The sequence below is a fragment of the Botrimarina colliarenosi genome (assembly GCF_007859955.1).
Taxonomy (GTDB): domain Bacteria; phylum Planctomycetota; class Planctomycetia; order Pirellulales; family Lacipirellulaceae; genus Botrimarina; species Botrimarina colliarenosi.
In genome coordinates this window covers 276,320-294,067 of record NZ_SJPR01000004.1, presented here as the reverse complement: position 1 = coordinate 294,067, position 17,748 = coordinate 276,320, and the positions used below count along the sequence as shown (strand labels likewise).

The following is a 17,748-nucleotide window of genomic DNA, read 5'->3' as shown; positions in this document are numbered from 1 at the left end:
ACGCTTCAGCGCCGATCCGGTTCGAAGGGCTGGTCACGCTGCGCCGTCGCCGAGGAGCCTTCGACGAGGGGCAACTCGACCTCCGACAGTGGGGGCGCCTCTTCGGGGGCGGGCAACGCCGTGGGGGGCGGCGCCGTGCCGGTGACCACAATCACTTCGGGTTGGTTACTCGGCTTCTCGCCGGCCGGGGCGCGCGTCGTGTAGCTATCGAAGTCTTCGTTGCTGGCTTGTTCGACCGGCTCGGCCGACCGCGAGCCGTTGATGACCGCGATGCCGACCGCCAGCACAGCAATCGTGACGATCGACAGGGCGGCGCCGGCGCGGCCCGAATCGGTGGCGTACCAGGGACGGGGGGCGGGTTTGGCGGGGGCGGTCTGCATGGGGCGTCGCTTTTCGCAGCCCCCTTCCTCGGCGTCAACGCCATTGAAGCCGCTAAACGATCCGTTGGGCGACCCGCAGCTTGGCGCTCCGCGAACGCGGGTTTACCGCCACCTCGTCGTCGGTCGGTCGGAGCGGCTTGTTGGTCAGCACCTGGAGGCTTTCGTCGCCGCGGAACGCCTCCTTAACGAGCCGGTCCTCCAGCGAGTGAAAGCTGATGATGACGATCCGCCCCCCCGGCGCCAGCAACGCCGGCAACCGACGCAGCGCAAGCTCGAGTTGGTCGAGCTCGTTGTTGACGGCGATCCGCAAGGCCTGAAACGTCCGTGTCGCGGGGTCGATCCGGGCGTCGTAATTGCGGGGGACGGCGCGACGGATTACGGCAGCGAGGTCACCGGCGGTCTGGATCGGCGCGATGCTGCGGCGTTCGACGATGGCGCGCGCGATGCGACGGCTGCAGCGCTCCTCGCCGTAGCGGTAGATGACGTCCGCCAGGTGTTCGGCCGAGAGCCGGGCGATGAGCTGCGCAGCGGGCTTCCCTTCGGTGGGGTCGAACCGCAGGTCGAGCGGCCCGTCGGCGTGGAAGCTAAAGCCCCGCTCGCGGTCCTCGAGCTGGTCGCTCGAGAGGCCCAGGTCGAGCAGAATGCCGTCGAGCGGCCCGACGCCCGCCTCGGCGAGAACCTCGGGCGCCTCGGCGTAGCTGGCGCAAGCGACGGCGATTGGCAGGCCGCGGAGAGCGGTCTCGGCCCGTTCGACCGCCCCCGGGTCGCGATCGACCGCGACGACGCGGCCATCCGGTGCGACCCGCTCGGCGAGCATCCGGGTGTGCCCCCCTCCGCCGAGCGTGCCGTCGAACATCTGCATCCCTGGCTGAGGAGCAAGTTGCTCAATCACCTCCGCCGGCATGACGGGAATGTGGATCGTGTGGCTCATACGTCGGGGCTGGGGAGACGGTCAGATTGCCCCCGATCGTAGCCGCCCGCCGGCCGGGCGTCGCCGGCCGGGCGACAGGCCGGTGGTCCTGATGACGCCCGAAGGGGCCTACCGACAGATTCACCGTCGTCTTGAGGTGCGGCGGCGTCTACGATGGTTCGCCTTGCACCTTCCCGAAGTCTCCCTCCCGCCAGTATCCGTGTCAGAGAGTGACCCCCTCCTGTTCGACTACGAGCTGCCGCGCGAGTTGATCGCGCAGGAGCCGCTCGCCAACCGAGCCGACGCACGCCTGATGCTGGTCGATCGCCAGAAGCAGTCGATCACCCACTGGCATGTCCGCGACCTCCCCGACTTTGTCGGCGGTGGGGACCGGATGGTCCTCAACGACACGAAGGTCCTCCCCGCGACGCTGACCGGCAAACGCCTCAAGACCGGGGGCGCCTGGCGCGGATTGTTCCTGTCGGCCGAGCCGAGCGGCGACTGGCGGATCGTCTGCAAAACACGCGGCACGCTCGAGCCGTTTGAGAAGGTGGTCTTACTGGACCGCGAGAATCGTGAGGCCGAGCGCCTGTGGCTGGTTGAAAAGCTCAGCGAGGGGCAGTGGGTCGCCCGGCCCGAGAGCGGCGCCAGCGTCGACGAGGTGCTGACGCGGGTCGGCCGCGTGCCGCTGCCCCACTACATCCGCGACGGAAAGATGGTCGATGACGACATCGCCCGCTACCAGACCGTTTTCGCCCGTAAGCCGGGCGCGGTAGCGGCCCCCACCGCGGGGCTGCATTTCACCCAGAGCCTGCTCCGGCAGATCGAGGCGCGGGGCGTCGAGTTCACGGCGGTGACGCTCCACGTCGGCTTGGGGACGTTCAGGCCAATCAAGGCCGACACCTCGGACGGGCACCAGATGCACGCCGAATGGGGAGAGTTGCTCCCCTCCGCTGCCGACGCGATCAACCAGACCCGGGCCACTGACGGCAGGATCATCGCGGTGGGGACCACGTCGGTCCGGACGCTGGAGACCGCTGCGGCGACCGCGCCGGCAGGTCAAGCGGTCGCCCCTTGGAGCGGCGACACCACGCTCTTCCTGAGACCTCCCCATCAATTCAGGGCGGTCGACGCCTTGATGACCAACTTCCATTTCCCCCGCACCACGCTGTTGCTGCTGGTGCAGGCGTTCGGAGGGGTCGAACTGATCCGGGCCGCGTATCGGGAGGCAATCGCCGAACGCTACCGCTTCTACAGCTACGGCGACACGATGTTGATCGTGTAAAAAAAAGCGTGACCCTCGCGCGAGGGACAGAGGGCAGACTGTCCCGGCACGCGAAAGGGTCACGCTGTAAACGCTAGATAGTCTTTAATGGACCGACAGCGGAATCTGCGTTGGGTCTCCTTGCGACGGTATCCGTATCGGCCGGTCCCAATAGAGCCTTAAGTTGTCCTTCTGGGAAAGCCGCAAAACAGGTTGCGGCCCGGGAATCTTTGGACAAATCACCCACTTCGAGACGGTAACCCGCACGAACTCTTTCGTGACGCGCATGCCGTAATCGCGGAGTTGCTCACGAGCCCAGGGCGCTGGTCAACTGCGACGCGGAGTCGTCAAAGCTTTGACCCGCAGCGTTGGACATGACCAAAACCGATCCGATGCAAACGCCGGCAATCAGCGAAAGCATCACCGCGTACTCGACGGCGGTAGCCCCGTCCTCAGAACGCAGCAGGTGGCGTATGACGCTTCGCATGGCGGTCAGAGGGGGGTGGACGAGGGGAATTGGCAGACAAGAGGAACAGGGCCAGAAGCCCGTTCATCTGAAAGCTAACACGCATCCCGCCCGTACGCAGCGAAGGAGTGGCTCCTTGCCGACGAACCGACCGTCTCGCGACCGGCTGGGCCGGTTCTAGCGGTTGAATGAGCCCTTTTCGGCGGGGCCCGCTTTTCGACTAGGCCTGGAACGAACTGCCGCAGCCGCACGATTTCACGGCGTTCGGGTTCTCGAACGTAAAGCCACGCTTCTCGATACCGTCGTAGAAGTCGACCGTCGTGCCATCAAGGTAGAGGGCCGACTTTTTGTCGACAACGACATCGACGCCGTGGCAAGACGCCTTGCTGTCGGCCTTTTCGTCGAAGGTATTGTCGAATCCGAGCGAGTAGCTAAACCCGCTGCAGCCGCCGCCCGTGACGCCGACCCGCAGGAAAGCGCCCTCTTCGAGCTTCTGCTGCTCAACAATCCGCCGGACTTCCTCGGCGGCGCGTTCGGTCAGTACCAAAGACATCGTCTCTCAGCTCCGATTTTCGGGAGGGGGGCGAACGGCGACCCGTCCGCGGCTGCATTCGATTCTCCCAAGTATACCCATCCGCCGGTCGGTGGAAACGCGTTCTTTCTGCGGTGGGGGCAAGAGGACCCCCTCGGCGCGCCGTTTGGGGGAATTCGGCGGGCTACGTGAACGTCCGCTTCGAGGCGGCCTCGCCGCGGTTCCGGATCGCCCCCGCCACCCGCTCGGCGAGGTCGGCTGATAGCGCGAGACGCATGGCGGCGGCCGTTTCGCGGATCTGTTCGGGTCGTTTGGCCCCGCAGAGGACGCTCGTCACGCCGGGTTGGCTGAGCGTCCAGTGGACCGCTAGCTGGGCGACCGTGACGTCGGCGGCCTCGGCGACCGCGCGGAGGGCGTCGAGAAAGTCTTGGTTACGCCGCCACTCGTCCCCCTGGTACATCGGGTACTTGCGGCGGCTGTCCCGCTCGTCGAGCGTGGCGTCACGACCCAGCTTGCCGGCAAGCAGGCCCTTCATCAGCGGCCAGTAGACCATCGCCGCCACGCCCTGCTCCTGACACCAGGGGAGCGTCCGCTCTTCGATGTCGCGTTGCAGCATGTTGTAGGGGAGCTGCACCGCGCTGAGGGGGCAGGCCGCCGCGAACTCCTTCGTCTGCTCCAGCTGTGTGTTCGAGACGCCGACGCTCCGCGTCTTCCCCTCCGACATCAATTCGGCCAAGGCCCCGGCCGAATCGGCGAGGGGGACCTCCGGGTCGGGCGAGTGGAGGTAGAGCAGATCGACCCGATCGGTGTTGAGTCGCTGGAGCAGCTCCTCGCACTCTTGCCGCAACTGCTCGGGATGGCCGCAGGTGACCATCTCGGGCTCGCCGCCGCTGTCGGTCGTGGCGTAATGGACCCCCACCTTTGACGCGAGGACGACCTCATCGCGGCGACCCGCGAGCGCCTCGGCGAGGATGCGGTCGCTCTCGCCATTGGGGCCGTAAACGTAGGCCGTGTCGAGATGATTGATCCCGCTGTCGATCGCGGCCAGCACCGTGGCGACGCCGTCGGCGTGCGTCGCTTCGAGGGTCGTCACCCCCGCCAGCGGCCAGCAGCCCAGAGCAACGGGCGTGACTTCGAGTTCTGTCTTACCCAGCGGTCGCTTCATGGTCGACTTCCTCCCGCGGCGCCGGCGGGGCGCCCGCCGGGCCGCTGGGGCGTGTAGAGGCAGCAGTCTTTCGGGCAAACGTCATGATTCGCCGGGAACCGTCCCACCGCAGGCCGGTCGGGCTTGGCGCCCCGCTCGGTCGCGATCCGCTCTTCGATCAACTCGCGGATCATCCGCACAGCGCGGGGGTGGGTTCCCATCGTCGAAGCCCGCACCAGTCCGACCCCCAGTTTCTCACAGAGTTGCCGCGCCTCGGTGTCGAGATCGAACAGCACTTCCATATGGTCCGAGACGAAGCCGATCGGCAGGATCACCACGTCGGTCAGCCCCCCTTCGGCGTGCAGCGATTCGATTCGGTCACACACGTCGGGCTCGAGCCACGGCTGCTGCGGCGGGCCGCTGCGGCTCTGATAGACGAGTTCCCAGTGGTTGGCGCTGACCGCCTCGGCGGTGAGCCGGCTTGCTTCCAGCAGTTGCCGCTCGTAGGCGCAGTTCTCCGCCATCCCCAGCGGGATGCTGTGGGCCGTGAACAGGACCTTGGCCGCTTCGCGCCGCTCGGCGGGGAATTGGGCGAGGGCGTCGCGCAAGTGCTCGGCGCACGTCTCGATGAAGCCGGGATGGTTGTAGGGCATCCGCAGTTTGTCGATTTGCGGCGCCCCGTCACCGACGGCCTCTTGCGCCGCGGCGAGGTTTTCGCGGTACTGCCGGCATCCCGAGTAACTGCTGAAGGTGCTGGTGAAGAAGGCGATCGCTCGGCGGACGCCGTCATCCCGCATCTGCCGCAGCGTGTCGGGCAGCATCGGCGCCCAGTTGCGGTTTCCCCAATAGACCGGCAGGTGCGGCCCGTGCTCCGCCAACTCCGCTTCGAGCGCCCCAATCAGCTTCCGGCACTGCTCGTTGATGGGGCTCACGCCCCCGAAGTGCTGGTAATGCTCGGCGACCTCGAGCATCCGCTCCCGCGGGACGTTTTTGCCGCGCAGCACGTTCTCGAGGAACGGCATCACGTCGTCGGGCCCCTCGGGCCCACCGAAGGAGACGATCAGGACGGCCTCGTAGGGGAGCGTTTCGCTTGCGGTGGTCATCGATAAGGTGGGCTGAGTCGGGGCTAACCGCCCACTCTAGTAGAGCTCCCCGGTTCGACGAACCCTCCCCTCCTTCAGTTTTCAGCCTCGGGTTTATCTGCGGCGGACAGTCGCGGCGCCGACACCGACGAGGGCGAGCAATGCCCCGACGGGCTCAGGGATCTCTACGATCGTCAGATTGAAGAACCGACGGTTCGTCCCCGTATCGGGTGAAAAGTAAAACTGCCGCGACGTGATAGCACTAAGCGACAGGAAGTCGAGCCCTGTCGGCAGCAGGCCGGGGATCTCCATCACACCATCGAAGCCTTCCGGGTCGTTGTAGTCGACGGAGATCCGGCTCGTCCTCAGCACTTCGGTGGTGGGCGTTACGACGCCGTCAATCACGACGTTCGCAGGGACGTTGATGGCGTCGAGTTGGTTCACCGAGAGGTTGAAGATCGATACGACGCCGCCGGGCGCCTGGCGGGCGTCGATACGAACCGTACCGGTGTTGGGGTCGTACTGCCAATCGACCAGTTTGGGCGCCACCCCATCGAAGACCCAGTCATAGAGTTCGCCGTTGGGATCGTCATAGACCGGCGTCCAGATGCCATGCCCGCCGAGCACTTCGGTGTAGAGAGGGTCACCGCCGGCGTCGCGGATCGCCTGGACGGTCTGCCGCTTCGGCACAACCGGGACGGTGCCGTCCCCCGATCCGTGGAAGGTCCAGACCGGCGTCTGGAGGTAATCGTTGGCGCGGGACGGGTCTCCGTAGCCCGATAGCGGGAAGGCCTTGCTGAACAAGCTCGGCATTTTGCCGATCAGGTCCCACGTGCCGAAGCCGCCCAGCGAGAGCCCGGTCGCGTAACGACGCGACGTATCGACCGCGTACTGCTGCTCGATCTGGGCGATGAGGTCGACGGTCATCTGTGATGGCAGCGACAGGTTCGGGCTGCCGAAGGCGTCCCAGCGCGTGTTGAGCGGCGCCTGTGGGACGAGCAGGAAGGCGGGGTGTTCGGTGCGTGTCGCTTCGATCAAACCGTTGATGTAAGCCAGCTGCGACGAGTTGTTGGAGCCACGCTCCCCCGAGCCGTGCAGGTGCAACACCAGGGGAAAGCTCGCATCCGGAGCGTCGTGCCCCGGCGGCAAGAAGAGGCGGTACGGCAGCGTGTTCCCGAGGCCGTCGCTGTACGTAAGCGCCACCGAGTTCGACCAGTCCTGCGCATCGGCACGGTGATGGACTGCCGCGAGGACGGCGACGATCGCCAAGAATCGGATCGACCTGTGCATATCGACGCCTATGCAATGAAGAGAAGAAGAGTGGATTGAAAGCGCTTGCAGTCGACTGGCGTTATCCTCCCCATGCGGCATCTGGTCAACCAAAAAAATCGAACGGCGCGGCGAGTGCCACGCCGATCGCTATCGCTCTTCAGCCCCATTCGCCCGCGCCTGCCCAGCCCATTGCGGAGCGTGCGGCGCCATTTCGTTTGGATGGCTGATCAGCGAAGACGTTCGACTCGGTTCAGCCAAAGGAGGAGCCATCCTCGCGCTCGTGGGTCGCCTCGCAGCCGGTGAATCGAGTGCAAGCGAGTTCCGGCGGCTGGCGGGCGCTGACCTGCTGGAGGCTGACCTGCTTGAGAAAGGCGACCGAGTCCCGATTCGGATGTCGCTGAGCTCACGTTTTGATCAAAGCCCCTACTTCCCTCGTCGAAGGCTGTGCGGACGTCGAAGGCTGCGGGCCGTGTCGCCGTCCCGCTTTCAATCCGGTCCGGATCTTAAGGACTTGCGCTCATTCGGCCGCCAGCAACGACGACCTGTCCCGGGGGGGACGCCCCAACAAAAAAGGCTCTCCCCACTGAATCATGGGGAGAGCCTTAAGTGACCCCAACGGGGTTCGAACCCGTGTTGCCGCCGTGAAAGGGCGGAGTCCTAGACCACTAGACGATGGGGCCGTGGTTGCCCTGGTGGGGCGAGGACGCTCCTCCCTTCGGTGTGGAAACCTGCAGGGGAGCAGCGGCACGTTTGCTGCCGCAGCGAAGGAAGCTAAGAGCGGCGGGCCGCCGGGTCAACCCGCTAACGACCGATCACCGAATCTTCGTCAAAAAAACGAGGCGATTGGCGACGCAAAGCCGCGAGAAATGGCGCGACCGGACCCTTGGACCCAATTCAAGCCTCGTCTGACACAATCGCCAGAATGCCCAGCGTCAGACAGAAAGCCCAACGCCGGACACTGTCCTCGCAATTGGAGTTTAGGTCTCGGCGGCTTGCGTCTCGTCGGCGGCGGACCCGGGAGCCGATTCCGACTCCTGGCTCTTGCGGATTGCTTCGTAGACTTCATTACGATGCACCGGCACCTCTTTCGGGGCTTCGATGCCGAGGCGCACCTTGTCACCGCGGATTTCTACCACCACGATGGTGATGTCGTCGTTGATGACGATGCTCTCGTTCTTTTTACGAGAGAGGACCAACATTTCGATTCCTTCGCTTGTCGGGAGGGACTTCCTGGCAGCCGCTCGGACTTTCAGATTGGGTATGGCGAGCCGGCTTCATGCTCCTTTGAAGGAGCGTGCTCTTAGCAAGAGCGGTCGGCCTAACTCGCTGGTTCGTTGGGTAGGGCTAGATTCAATGTCGCGTTGTGGGCGGCTCCCTCAACTCCTCACACGCCTGTCGCCGCCAAGCAGACGCCCGGCGGTAACGTATTGCGCATGAGTTCGGACACCACTAATCTACGGTCAGGGGCTTGACAGTCAAGAATCAGGAGGCCTGAAACGGCCATAACGGTCATGCTGGCGGGCCCGATTCACCCAATGAACACCAATTCGGGCCGGTTTTTCGTCTTGGCGAGCTGAGAAAACTTCCTAAAAACCGGCCCCGCTAGCATGTCGAACCGCTCCATCCGCCCGATTTGGCCCTGGTTTACGAATCTCGTCACCGCGGTGACGACGGTCGCCCGCGGCATGTTGGTCACGTTGCGGACCTGGCTAGGGACCCATCAGGCGGGCCGGCAGACCTTCACCGAGGAGTTCGAGTACCCCGAACTTGGCGCCCCCGTGGCGGCCCGCTACCGGGGTTACCACCGCTTTGATCTGACGACTTGCATCGCCTGCGACCAATGCGCCAAGGCGTGTCCCGTCGACTGCATCTACATCGGTAAGGAACGGGCCGAGGGAGCGAAGGGATTCCGCGTCACCGGCTACACCATCGACTACACCAAGTGCATGTTCTGCGCGCTGTGCGTCGAGCCGTGCCCCGTCGATTGCATCTTCATGGGCGCGACGCACGACCTGTCGAGCTACAGCCGCGACGGAGCGGTGGTCGATTTTTCGCGTCTCCCCCTTGAGGTGGCGTGGGGCAAGGCGACACTCAATCCGACCGCAGTCGCCGCCTCGAAGACCGCGACCCGGCCCGCGCCGGGTGGTCTGAACGCTTCGGTTTGATCGTCTCCCCAAGCTCGTACGTTATGGCCACGCCAAGCTCTATCGCCGCCTACCTTGTGCTATTCGCCGCGGCGGCGGTCTTGTTCGTGCTCGTCAACTTGACGCTCGGCCGACTGCTGCGGCCGAAGAACCCCAGCGTCGAGAAGGGGGAAATCTACGAATGTGGCGAGCCGGTGATCGGTTCGAGCTTCGTGCAGTTCGACATCCGTTTCTATGTCGTCGCGTTGCTGTTCATTGTCTTCGACGTCGAGGTGGCGTTCTTCTTTCCGTGGGCGGTGGTCTTCGGCAAGGCGACGCACCTCACGGCGACAGCCGACGCGGCGGTCCACGCCGAAGGCCCCGCGGCCGAGGTGTTGAACCAAGCCCTCGCCGCGCAGCTGAACGAGCTGGGGATGTCGGACGCCGCGGCTTCGGCGGGCGACATTGCCGTCGCTGCCCAGTCGCTGAGTTGGGCGCTGTGTGCGGAGATCTTCGTCTTTTTCGCGGTGCTGATGGTGGGGTTCGCTTACGTCTGGAGCCGGGGCGACCTCAACTGGGTCCGCACCACCGTCAACGCCGCCCCGGGCCGCCAAGACAACGCCGCCGCGCCGCAAGCCGCCTGATCCGCGACCAATCCCCTCGAAAAAGCCATGACGCACGACGACGAAGAAGCGCTGTCGCGACTGCAGGCCAAGTTCGGCGACGGGGTGACGGCGCCCGCCCCGCGCGAGAAGGCGAGCCCGACCTCGGATCCTTGGCTCCTCGTCGAGACGCCGCGTCTCGCGGAAGTGGCGAGATTCCTCCGCAACGACCCGGCGTCGGTGTTTGACTGTCTCAACAGCGTGACGGTCGTTGACTATCTGCCGATCGACAAGAAGCTCGCCGCCGCTGTCGGGGAGGAACGCCTCGAAGTGGTTTACCACCTCACGAGCCTGTCGCGTCGCAAGCGGCTGACGCTCAAGGTGGTGACGCCGCGATCGGTCGACGGCGGGCTCCCCGAGGTCCCTTCGGTGGCGGGCATTTGGAAGACGGCTGATTGGCAGGAGTGCGAGGCGTACGACCTGTCGGGCGTCCGCTTCACGGGCCACCCCAACCTACGCCGCCTGCTTTGCCCCGAGGACTGGGAAGGCCACCCGCTCCGCAAGGACTACGCGATGCCGCTGGAGTACCACGGCATTCGGGGACGCTGAGATCGATTGTGGAATTCGGATTGCGGATTGCGGATTCCTTTCGACTTGCCTTGATCTGGCTTTAATCCGCAATCCAAATTTCGCATTCAGCCTTCCGCAATGCCCACTACGGTAGAAGACCCCCGCACCGTCGAGTTCGACGTCCGTACGGACGAGATGCTCGTCAACATGGGGCCGCAGCATCCGAGCACGCACGGCGTGCTGCGGCTGGTGCTGCGGACGGACGGCGAGGTGGTGTCGGAGGTGACGCCCCACATTGGCTACCTGCACCGCTGCGCGGAGAAGATTGGCGAGAACCTCGCCGTGCGGCAGTGGATCCCGTACACCGACCGGATGGATTATTTGGCGGCGATGAACATGAACCTCGGCTGGTCGCTGACCGTCGAGAAACTCCTCGGGTACGAGCCGCCCGAACGGGGCCGGCACCTGCGGGTGATCATCGCCGAGATGGGCCGCATCGCGAGCCACCTCGTGGGGATGGGCGCCTACGGCCTCGACCTGGGGTCGTTCAGCCCCTTCCTGTACGCGTTCCGTGAGCGAGAACGGATCCTCGACCTCTTCGAGGCCGCCTGCGGCGCGCGGCTGACGTACAGCTACTTGACGCCCGGCGGGGCGACCGCCGATTTGCCGCCCGGCTGGACCGACCGCTGTTTGAAGGTCCTTGAGAACTTCGAGCCGGTCATCGCCGACTATCACACGCTGCTCACTAGCAACGCGATCTTTGTAAAACGGACTGCGGGTGTCGGCGTCTTGTCGCGGGCGAACGCGATCTCCTACGGCACCAGCGGGCCGGTGCTCCGCGCCAGCGGCGTCGATTGGGACCTCCGCCGCGACGGCGAGGCGTGCTACACCCGGATGTACGACGGGTACGACTTCAAGGTCGTCTGCCAACGCGACGGCGCCTACGCCGCTCCGCCGAGCGCGCCGGCGCCCCCTTACGACGCGGTCCTCGGCGATTGTTGGCATCGGTTCTATGTGCGGATGCTCGAGGTGGTCGAGTCGATCTGGCTCGTGCGTCAGGCGATCGACCGCTACCACTCGACCGACAACGACCTGCCCCGCGACCACGGCGTGCCTTTCAAGCTCACCGACAAATTGCCGGCGGGCGAGGCGTACCTCGAGACCGAGTCGCCCCGCGGGCAGATGGGCTTTTACCTGGTGAGCCTCGGCGGCACGCCGATCCCGTGGCGGACGCGGGCCCGCAGCAGCTGCTTCAGCAACCTGTCGACAATCGGCGAAATCGGCCGCGGCTGCCTGATCGCCGACATCCCCGCGATCGTCGGCTCGCTCGACATCGTGATGGGCGAGATCGACCGGTAGCCCCCGCTGAACCAGCCCCAACGCTGTACCGGCACTACAGAAGAGACCTGAGCCGGGGGCGCGAGCCCTCGGAGCTGCGCCGGCTACCCACTTCACTCCGAGGGCTCGCGCCCCCGGCTCAGGGTCCGTCGGTTGGCGATTCGACGGTGCGTCGTTAGCTTTAAGGGCGCTTGCTCAATACCTGCCTGGAAAGGAGTCCCCGATGCCCGCTGTCGCCGAAGAACAGATCCTGGTCGTCCCCGCCGAGGTGCTCGATGAGTTGGGCCGCTTCCAGGGCTTTTCGGCCGACGTCGACCGGTACCTCCAGCCGCTGCTGCGGTGCGAACGGCTCGCTTACAAGCCGCGTGGAGCCATGGAAGAGGACCCGTCCTTCAAGCAATTGATCCCTTACGTGCTCATGGAGCACACCGACGCCGACGGCGTCGTGACGGTGTTCTCCTACACCCGTGGCGGTGGCGGGGGCGAGAAGCGGCTACACGCCAAGCGGAGCGTCGGCGTCGGCGGCCACATTTCGACCGAGGACGCGTCCCACGACGACGCCTGCGCGGACGAAGGGCTCTATCGCCGTGGCCTTGAGCGTGAGCTTTCTGAGGAGGTCCGCATCGAGTCGGCCTTCACCGAGCGGCTGGTGGGGCTGATCAACGACGACGAAACCGCCGTTGGCCGGGTTCATCTGGGCGTGGTCCACGTCTTTGAGCTGCAGGAACCCCGCGTCTCGTCGGCCGAGGCGGACCTTGCCGAAGGGCGGTTCTTGCCCGCCGAGCAACTCGTCGCGGAGATCGACGCCTACGAGTCGTGGTCGCAGATCGCGATCCGGGCGCGCTACGGCGCCGGCGGTTAGGCTGGAGGGCAGGTCCCGCTGCCTACCGAGACTCCCGAGATGATCTACCTTGACAACCACGCCACGACGCGCGTCGATCCTCGAGTTGTCGAGGCGATGCTGCCGTGGTTCACCGAGGAGTACGGCAACCCGGGGAGCGTGGTCCATCCCTTCGGCGAGGCGGCCCGTGAAGCGGTCGCCGAGAGCCGCTCGACGATTGCCGCCGTGATCGACGCCGATCCCGAGGAGATCGTCTTCACGAGCGGCGCCACCGAGAGCAACAACCTGGCGATCCGAGGCGTGGTCGAACGGCCCCGCCAGCGGGGCGACCACTTGGTGAGCGTCGCGACCGAGCACCGGGCGGTGCTTGACCCGCTCAACAAGCTCCGCCAGCGTGGCTATGCCGTGACGCTGCTCGGCGTCGAATCGCACGGCTCGCCTCGGGCCGGCCGTCTCGACCCACAGCAGGTGGCCGACGCCCTCACCGATAAGACGTGCCTCGTCTCGGTGATGTTGGCCAACAACGAGATTGGCGTCCTTCAGCCGATCCGCGAAGTCGCCGAAGCCTGCCGCGAGCGCGGCGTGCTGCTGCACTGCGACGCGACCCAGGCGGTTGGCAAACGGCCGGTTTCGGTCCGCGACCTCGGCGTCGACTTGATGAGTTTCACCGCCCACAAGCTGTACGGGCCAAAAGGAATCGGCGCCCTCTACGTGCGCCGGAGCAACCCCATTGTCCGGCTCGAAGGCCAAATCAATGGCGGCGGCCAAGAGCGGGGTCGGCGGAGCGGCACCCTCAACGTCCCGGGCATTGTCGGGTTCGCCAAGGCGGTTTCGCTGTGCCAAGCGGAGCAACCGGCCGAGGCGGAGCGGCTCGGCGGTCTCCGCGACCAGTTGTTTAGCCGGCTGCGGGATGGAATCGCGGGCCTCGCCTTGGTGGGGCCCGGCCTCGACACGGTCGACGCCTCGGGCCAGCCGTTGCGGCTGGCCCACAACCTGAACGTGTCGCTGCCCGGGATCGACGGCGAGACGCTCATGCTGCAGACGCCTGAGATTGCCCTGAGCAGCGGGGCGGCATGCTCGGCGTCGGACCCCGAGCCGAGCCACGTGCTGCAGGCCCTGGGGATGTCGCCCGACGAGGCCCGCTGCACGCTGCGGATCGGCCTAGGGCGGTTTACGACGGCTGGAGAGGTAGAGGCCGCCGCCGATCGGATCGTCGCGGCGGCGACGGCGCTGCGTGGGCTAAGCTCTCGGTAGAGCCCCCCCGCCCGCAGATCGCTGGCGATTGCCCCCCCGCCTGCGATCGACTCCAATCGTCCCATGCTGCGAATCCTGCTCACCGCGTTCCGGCCGTTCGACGACTGGGACCAGAACGCCAGTTGGCTGGCCCTGCAGGCGCTGACGCGCGACCTGCCGCCGCAACTCTCCGAGGCGGTCGAGATCACGACGCGTCTATACCCCGTCGATTACAAAGAGCTACGGCCCCGTCTAGCGATGGACCTCCAGGCGTCTTACGACGTCGTGCTCCTTATCGGCCAAGCGGCCGGCTCGGCGGCGGTGCGGCTCGAGCAGTTCGCCCTCAACGCCTGCCGCCAACGTGGCGACACGCCGGAGACGGTGCGAAGTCTCGAAGCAGAGGGCCCACCGGCTTACCGCAGTGACTTGCCGCTGGGCGATTGGACCCGTCGGTTACGCGAATGCGGCGTCCCGACGGAACTGTCGCTGCATGCGGGCGACTACCTCTGCAATGCGGCGATGTACTGGTCGCACTACCTGCTCGAGTCGGCAGGCCGGCGCCCGCTCGTCGCGTTCGTTCACTTGCCGCTCGATGTCTCGCAGACGGCGCGCCTCGAACGGCCCCTGCCGAGCCTGCCCAGCGAGATCAGCGCGCACGCCCTCCGGCTGCTGGTCACTTGGGCCGCCGAGACCGTCTCACCGTCGGCTGCGATTGTCTCGGCGATTCCGGCAAAGCGAGGCGAAGCGTGAGCAAGTTTGCTGTGCTCGTACTCGCTGCGGGACGGAGTTCCCGTTTCGGCGACGCCACCGACAAGAAACCGTTCGTGACGCTCGATGGCCGGGCCGTGTGGATGCACTCGGTCGAGCGGTTCGTCGCCCGCACCGACGTCTGCCAGACGATTGTGGTGGTTTCGTCCGAAGACCGCGAGGATTTCCATCGCAACTTTGGCGCGAACCTGCTGTTCATGGGCGCTGACCTTTGCGAAGGGGGCGCCGAGCGGGCCGACTCGGTCCGGGCGGGGCTCGCCAAGGTCTCAGGCGACGCGACACACATTGCCATCCACGACGCGGCCCGGCCGCTGGTGACCGTCGACGAGGTCGATCGCGTCTTCGCCGCCGCCGTCGAGACCGGCGCCGCGATCCTCGCCACACCGGTCACCGCCACGCTGAAACGGGTCGCCGACAACCGAGTCACCGAGACAGCGCCGCGTGACGGGCTGTGGGCCGCCCAAACGCCCCAGGCGTTCGAGCTGGGCCTGTTCCGCCGAGCGGTCGCCGCCGCCGAAGGCGCCGTCGTGACCGACGACGCCCAACTGATCGAACGGCTCGGCGAGCCGGTCGCGATCGTCGAGGGCTCGCCGCAAAACCTCAAAATCACGACACAAGACGACCTGAAGCTCGCCGCCGCGATCTTCGCCGACAAGACGCGCTCGGCTGCAAAAAAGCCGGGTCGGTTAGTCGAGGACGATGATTTCTGGTCGTGACCAGTCCCGAGAGGCGATTGCTCGACGGGACGAAGGGAGCGGATCGACACCGATCGGTTGAGGGCTCAAAATCAGCGGCCAGCCGCTGCCGCCTCGGCGTCGTATCGCGTTCCTTTCTTCTGTTGAGACTATGGACTTCTTCGCCGACCTCCAGGCTCGTGGCCTCGTCCACCAAGCGACCGACCCGAAGCTCGGCGAGTGGCTCGCCGCGAAGCCTCGGACCGTTTACGCCGGTTTCGATCCCACGGCCGACAGCCTGCACGTCGGCAGTTTGCTGGGACTGATTGTGCTGCGGCGCTACCAGAAGGCGGGCCACCGGCCGATCGCGGTCGTGGGCGGCGCGACCGGCATGATCGGCGACCCGAGCGGCAAGAGCGCCGAGCGCAAACTGCTCGACAAGGAGACGCTCGAGCGAAACGTCGACGGTCTCGCCCGACAGATGCGGCGGTTCCTCGACTTCGACCCCGCCGTCACGCACAACGGGCAGGGGCCCGCGCTGGTCGCCAACAACCATGACTGGACCGGCGGTTGGAGTTACCTCGAGTTCTTGCGCGACATCGGCAAGAACTTCCCGGTCAACGTCATGCTCGGCAAGGACTCGGTGAAGAGCCGCTTGGGCGGAGACGCCGGGATGAGCTACACCGAGTTCAGCTACATGCTGCTGCAGGCGTACGACTTCGTTTACCTCGCCGAAGAGTACGGCTGTGAGCTCCAGGCCGGCGGCAGCGACCAGTGGGGCAACATCACTGCCGGGATCGACCTGGCCCGCCGGATGCACTCGCGGCAAGTCTATGGCATGACGTGGCCGCTGCTCACCAAGAGCGACGGCACGAAGATGGGCAAGACCGAGTCGGGCGCCATCTGGCTCGACGCCGATCGCACCAGCCCGTACGAATTCTTCCAGTACTGGGTGAACACCGACGACGCCGACGTAGGGGGCTGCCTGCGGATGCTCACGGAGCTGTCGCACGAAGAAATCGCCTCGCTCGACGCGGCCCGCTCGGAAAACGCCTCAGCAAGAGAGAGCCAGAAACGGCTCGCCGAGGAGCTGACACGGCTGGTGCACGGCGACGCGGGGCTCGCCACCGCCCAGCAGGCGACGGAAATCTTCTTCGGCGCCGAGATCGACGGCCTCGACGACCGCACGCTGGGGCAGATCTTCGCCGACGTGCCGGCTGGCGAAATGCCCAAGTCGCAGCTGGCCGGCGAGGGACTGGCGATCGTCGACGCCCTGGTCGCCGCCGGGCTCGCCAAGAGCAAGGGAGACGCCCGCCGCACGGTCGAGCAGGGGGGGGCATACGTCAACAATCGCCGTGTTGACGGACTCGACCGCACGCTCACCGCGGCCGATTTAGCGAGCGAGTCGGTCATCGTCCTCCGCAGCGGGCGGAAGAAATACGCGTTGCTGCGGATGGTGTAGCCGCGGGTCGCTTGTAAGCCCGCCCCGGCCCCGCGTATAGTGTGAGGCTCGGCGAGGCCGCCTTAACCGATCGATAACATTAGGCGCCCAACCGACTTACAGCTCGCTACCCGCCACCGCTCATCCACCGAGGAACTCGGATGTCAGGCACCTCGCCAGGCACTGCCGTCATCGAGACCCGCGCCCTTTCGAAGGTCTATCGAGACTTTTGGGGCCGGCAAAAGGTCCGTGCTCTGAAGGCGCTCGATCTGGAGGTCTACCAGGGCGAGATCTTCGGCCTGCTCGGGCCCAACGGCTCCGGCAAGTCGACGACGATCAAGCTCTTGCTGGGCTTGCTCTTCCCGACCGACGGCCAGGCGCTCGTCTTCGGCAAAGAGGCGACCGACGTCTCGAAGAACGAGCGGATCGGCTATCTCCCCGAGGAGTCGTACCTTTACAAGTTCCTCAACGCCGAGGAAACGCTCGACTTCTACGGCCGGCTCTTCGACATCCCGGCCGAAGTCCGCAAGGAGCGGATCGAGAAGCTGCTGAAGCTCGTCGGCATCGACCGGGCCCGCAAGCGACAGCTCCGCGAGTACTCCAAGGGCATGACGCGCCGTATCGGCCTCGCCCAAGCGCTGATCAACGACCCCGAGCTGATCCTCCTCGACGAGCCGACCAGCGGCCTCGACCCGATCGGCACGCGTGAGATGAAGGACATGATCCTCCAGCTCCGCGACCAAGGGAAAACCGTCGTCATGTGCAGCCACCTGCTGGCCGACGTGCAGGACGTCTGCGACCGGATCGCCATCCTCCACCAGGGGGAGCTCAAAGAGCTGGGCCGTGTCGACTCGTTGCTGACCGTCGAGGACGTCACCCAGGTGCGGGCCCGCAACCTGAGCGACGACTGCAAGAACGAGCTGCGGGACGTCATTCAGCGGCACGGCGGCGATCTGTTAGAGATGGACAACCCGACAACGACGCTCGAGGACCTCTTCCTCTCGATCGTCCGCGACAGCGAGGAGCGGCCCGGCCGCCGGGTCGTCGGTCCTCAATCAACCGCGGGAGGCGACACCCCCGCCCCCCCCGCTACGGCGAACTGACGCCC

Annotated in this window: 18 protein-coding genes, 1 tRNA gene and 1 pseudogene; 11 read left to right on the top strand and 9 right to left on the bottom strand. The window is 65.9% G+C overall.

Annotation, left to right across the window (positions count from 1 at the left end):
- Positions 1 to 5: 5 nt before the first annotated feature.
- On the bottom strand, positions 6 to 380 hold the full coding sequence (locus Pla108_RS15270; protein ID WP_146445827.1) for a hypothetical protein: 375 nt from the start codon (positions 378 to 380) through the stop codon (positions 6 to 8).
- 52 nt (positions 381 to 432) lie between these two features.
- A pseudogene (rsmH, locus tag Pla108_RS15265) lies at positions 433 to 1,314 on the bottom strand (16S rRNA (cytosine(1402)-N(4))-methyltransferase RsmH); the annotation flags it as partial.
- A 196-nt stretch (positions 1,315 to 1,510) separates the two neighbouring features.
- Here rsmH and queA point away from each other — a divergent pair.
- Positions 1,511 to 2,575 (top strand): tRNA preQ1(34) S-adenosylmethionine ribosyltransferase-isomerase QueA, encoded by a 1,065-nt coding sequence (queA, locus tag Pla108_RS15260; RefSeq protein ID WP_231934525.1) that lies wholly within the window; start codon positions 1,511 to 1,513, stop codon positions 2,573 to 2,575.
- Between the two features lie 286 nt (positions 2,576 to 2,861).
- Here queA and Pla108_RS15255 read toward each other — a convergent pair whose 3' ends face one another.
- The 7 genes from Pla108_RS15255 to csrA form a co-directional block, all read right to left on the bottom strand.
- Positions 2,862 to 3,041 (bottom strand): Flp family type IVb pilin, encoded by a 180-nt coding sequence (locus Pla108_RS15255; RefSeq protein WP_146445824.1) that lies wholly within the window; start codon positions 3,039 to 3,041, stop codon positions 2,862 to 2,864.
- 199 nt (positions 3,042 to 3,240) lie between these two features.
- Entirely contained in the window at positions 3,241 to 3,573 is a 333-nt protein-coding gene (locus Pla108_RS15250) for a HesB/IscA family protein (RefSeq protein ID WP_146445823.1), read from the bottom strand.
- A gap of 163 nt (positions 3,574 to 3,736) precedes the next feature.
- Entirely contained in the window at positions 3,737 to 4,717 is a 981-nt protein-coding gene (locus Pla108_RS15245) for an aldo/keto reductase (protein ID WP_146445822.1), read from the bottom strand.
- Entirely contained in the window at positions 4,714 to 5,799 is a 1,086-nt protein-coding gene (locus Pla108_RS15240; RefSeq protein WP_146445821.1) for a ferrochelatase, read from the bottom strand. The genes Pla108_RS15245 and Pla108_RS15240 overlap by 4 nt, the downstream gene beginning before the upstream one ends.
- Positions 5,800 to 5,892: 93 nt before the next feature.
- A complete protein-coding gene (locus Pla108_RS15235; protein WP_197526601.1) occupies positions 5,893 to 7,068 on the bottom strand; it encodes a carboxylesterase family protein in 1,176 nt (391 codons plus the stop codon).
- A gap of 589 nt (positions 7,069 to 7,657) precedes the next feature.
- Positions 7,658 to 7,730 (bottom strand) — tRNA-Glu (locus Pla108_RS15230).
- Between the two features lie 297 nt (positions 7,731 to 8,027).
- Complete coding sequence (gene csrA / locus Pla108_RS15225; RefSeq protein WP_146445819.1) at positions 8,028 to 8,249, bottom strand: carbon storage regulator CsrA; 222 nt, start codon at positions 8,247 to 8,249, stop codon at positions 8,028 to 8,030.
- A gap of 408 nt (positions 8,250 to 8,657) precedes the next feature.
- Between csrA and Pla108_RS15220 the strand changes: the two genes are divergently transcribed.
- The 10 genes from Pla108_RS15220 (at position 8,658) to Pla108_RS15175 (ending at position 17,743) form a co-directional block, all read left to right on the top strand.
- Complete coding sequence (locus Pla108_RS15220; protein WP_146445818.1) at positions 8,658 to 9,215, top strand: 4Fe-4S binding protein; 558 nt, start codon at positions 8,658 to 8,660, stop codon at positions 9,213 to 9,215.
- Positions 9,216 to 9,238: 23 nt separating this feature from the next.
- Entirely contained in the window at positions 9,239 to 9,817 is a 579-nt protein-coding gene (locus Pla108_RS21645; RefSeq protein ID WP_146445817.1) for an NADH-quinone oxidoreductase subunit A, read from the top strand.
- 27 nt (positions 9,818 to 9,844) lie between these two features.
- A complete protein-coding gene (locus tag Pla108_RS15210; protein ID WP_146445816.1) occupies positions 9,845 to 10,384 on the top strand; it encodes an NADH-quinone oxidoreductase subunit C in 540 nt (179 codons plus the stop codon).
- Positions 10,385 to 10,483: 99 nt separating this feature from the next.
- On the top strand, positions 10,484 to 11,704 hold the full coding sequence (locus tag Pla108_RS15205; protein ID WP_146445815.1) for an NADH-quinone oxidoreductase subunit D: 1,221 nt from the start codon (positions 10,484 to 10,486) through the stop codon (positions 11,702 to 11,704).
- Between the two features lie 202 nt (positions 11,705 to 11,906).
- Positions 11,907 to 12,545, top strand: coding sequence for a phosphoesterase (locus Pla108_RS15200; RefSeq protein ID WP_146445814.1), 639 nt, complete (start codon positions 11,907 to 11,909; stop codon positions 12,543 to 12,545).
- A 39-nt stretch (positions 12,546 to 12,584) separates the two neighbouring features.
- Positions 12,585 to 13,778 (top strand): cysteine desulfurase family protein, encoded by a 1,194-nt coding sequence (locus Pla108_RS15195; protein ID WP_146445813.1) that lies wholly within the window; start codon positions 12,585 to 12,587, stop codon positions 13,776 to 13,778.
- 63 nt (positions 13,779 to 13,841) lie between these two features.
- Positions 13,842 to 14,507, top strand: a complete 666-nt coding sequence (locus tag Pla108_RS15190; RefSeq protein ID WP_146445812.1) for a pyroglutamyl-peptidase I family protein — start codon at positions 13,842 to 13,844, stop codon at positions 14,505 to 14,507.
- Complete coding sequence (gene ispD, locus Pla108_RS15185; RefSeq protein WP_146445811.1) at positions 14,504 to 15,241, top strand: 2-C-methyl-D-erythritol 4-phosphate cytidylyltransferase; 738 nt, start codon at positions 14,504 to 14,506, stop codon at positions 15,239 to 15,241. Before Pla108_RS15190 ends, ispD begins: the two co-directional genes overlap by 4 nt.
- A gap of 130 nt (positions 15,242 to 15,371) precedes the next feature.
- The gene (tyrS, locus tag Pla108_RS15180; protein ID WP_146445810.1) at positions 15,372 to 16,661 is read left to right on the top strand and encodes a tyrosine--tRNA ligase; all 1,290 of its coding nucleotides are present in this window, start codon (positions 15,372 to 15,374) and stop codon (positions 16,659 to 16,661) included.
- 140 nt (positions 16,662 to 16,801) lie between these two features.
- Positions 16,802 to 17,743 carry an ABC transporter ATP-binding protein gene (locus Pla108_RS15175; protein WP_146445809.1) on the top strand — a complete coding sequence of 314 codons (942 nt, stop codon included), beginning with the start codon at positions 16,802 to 16,804 and terminating at the stop codon, positions 17,741 to 17,743.
- The last annotated feature ends 5 nt before the right edge of the window (positions 17,744 to 17,748 follow it).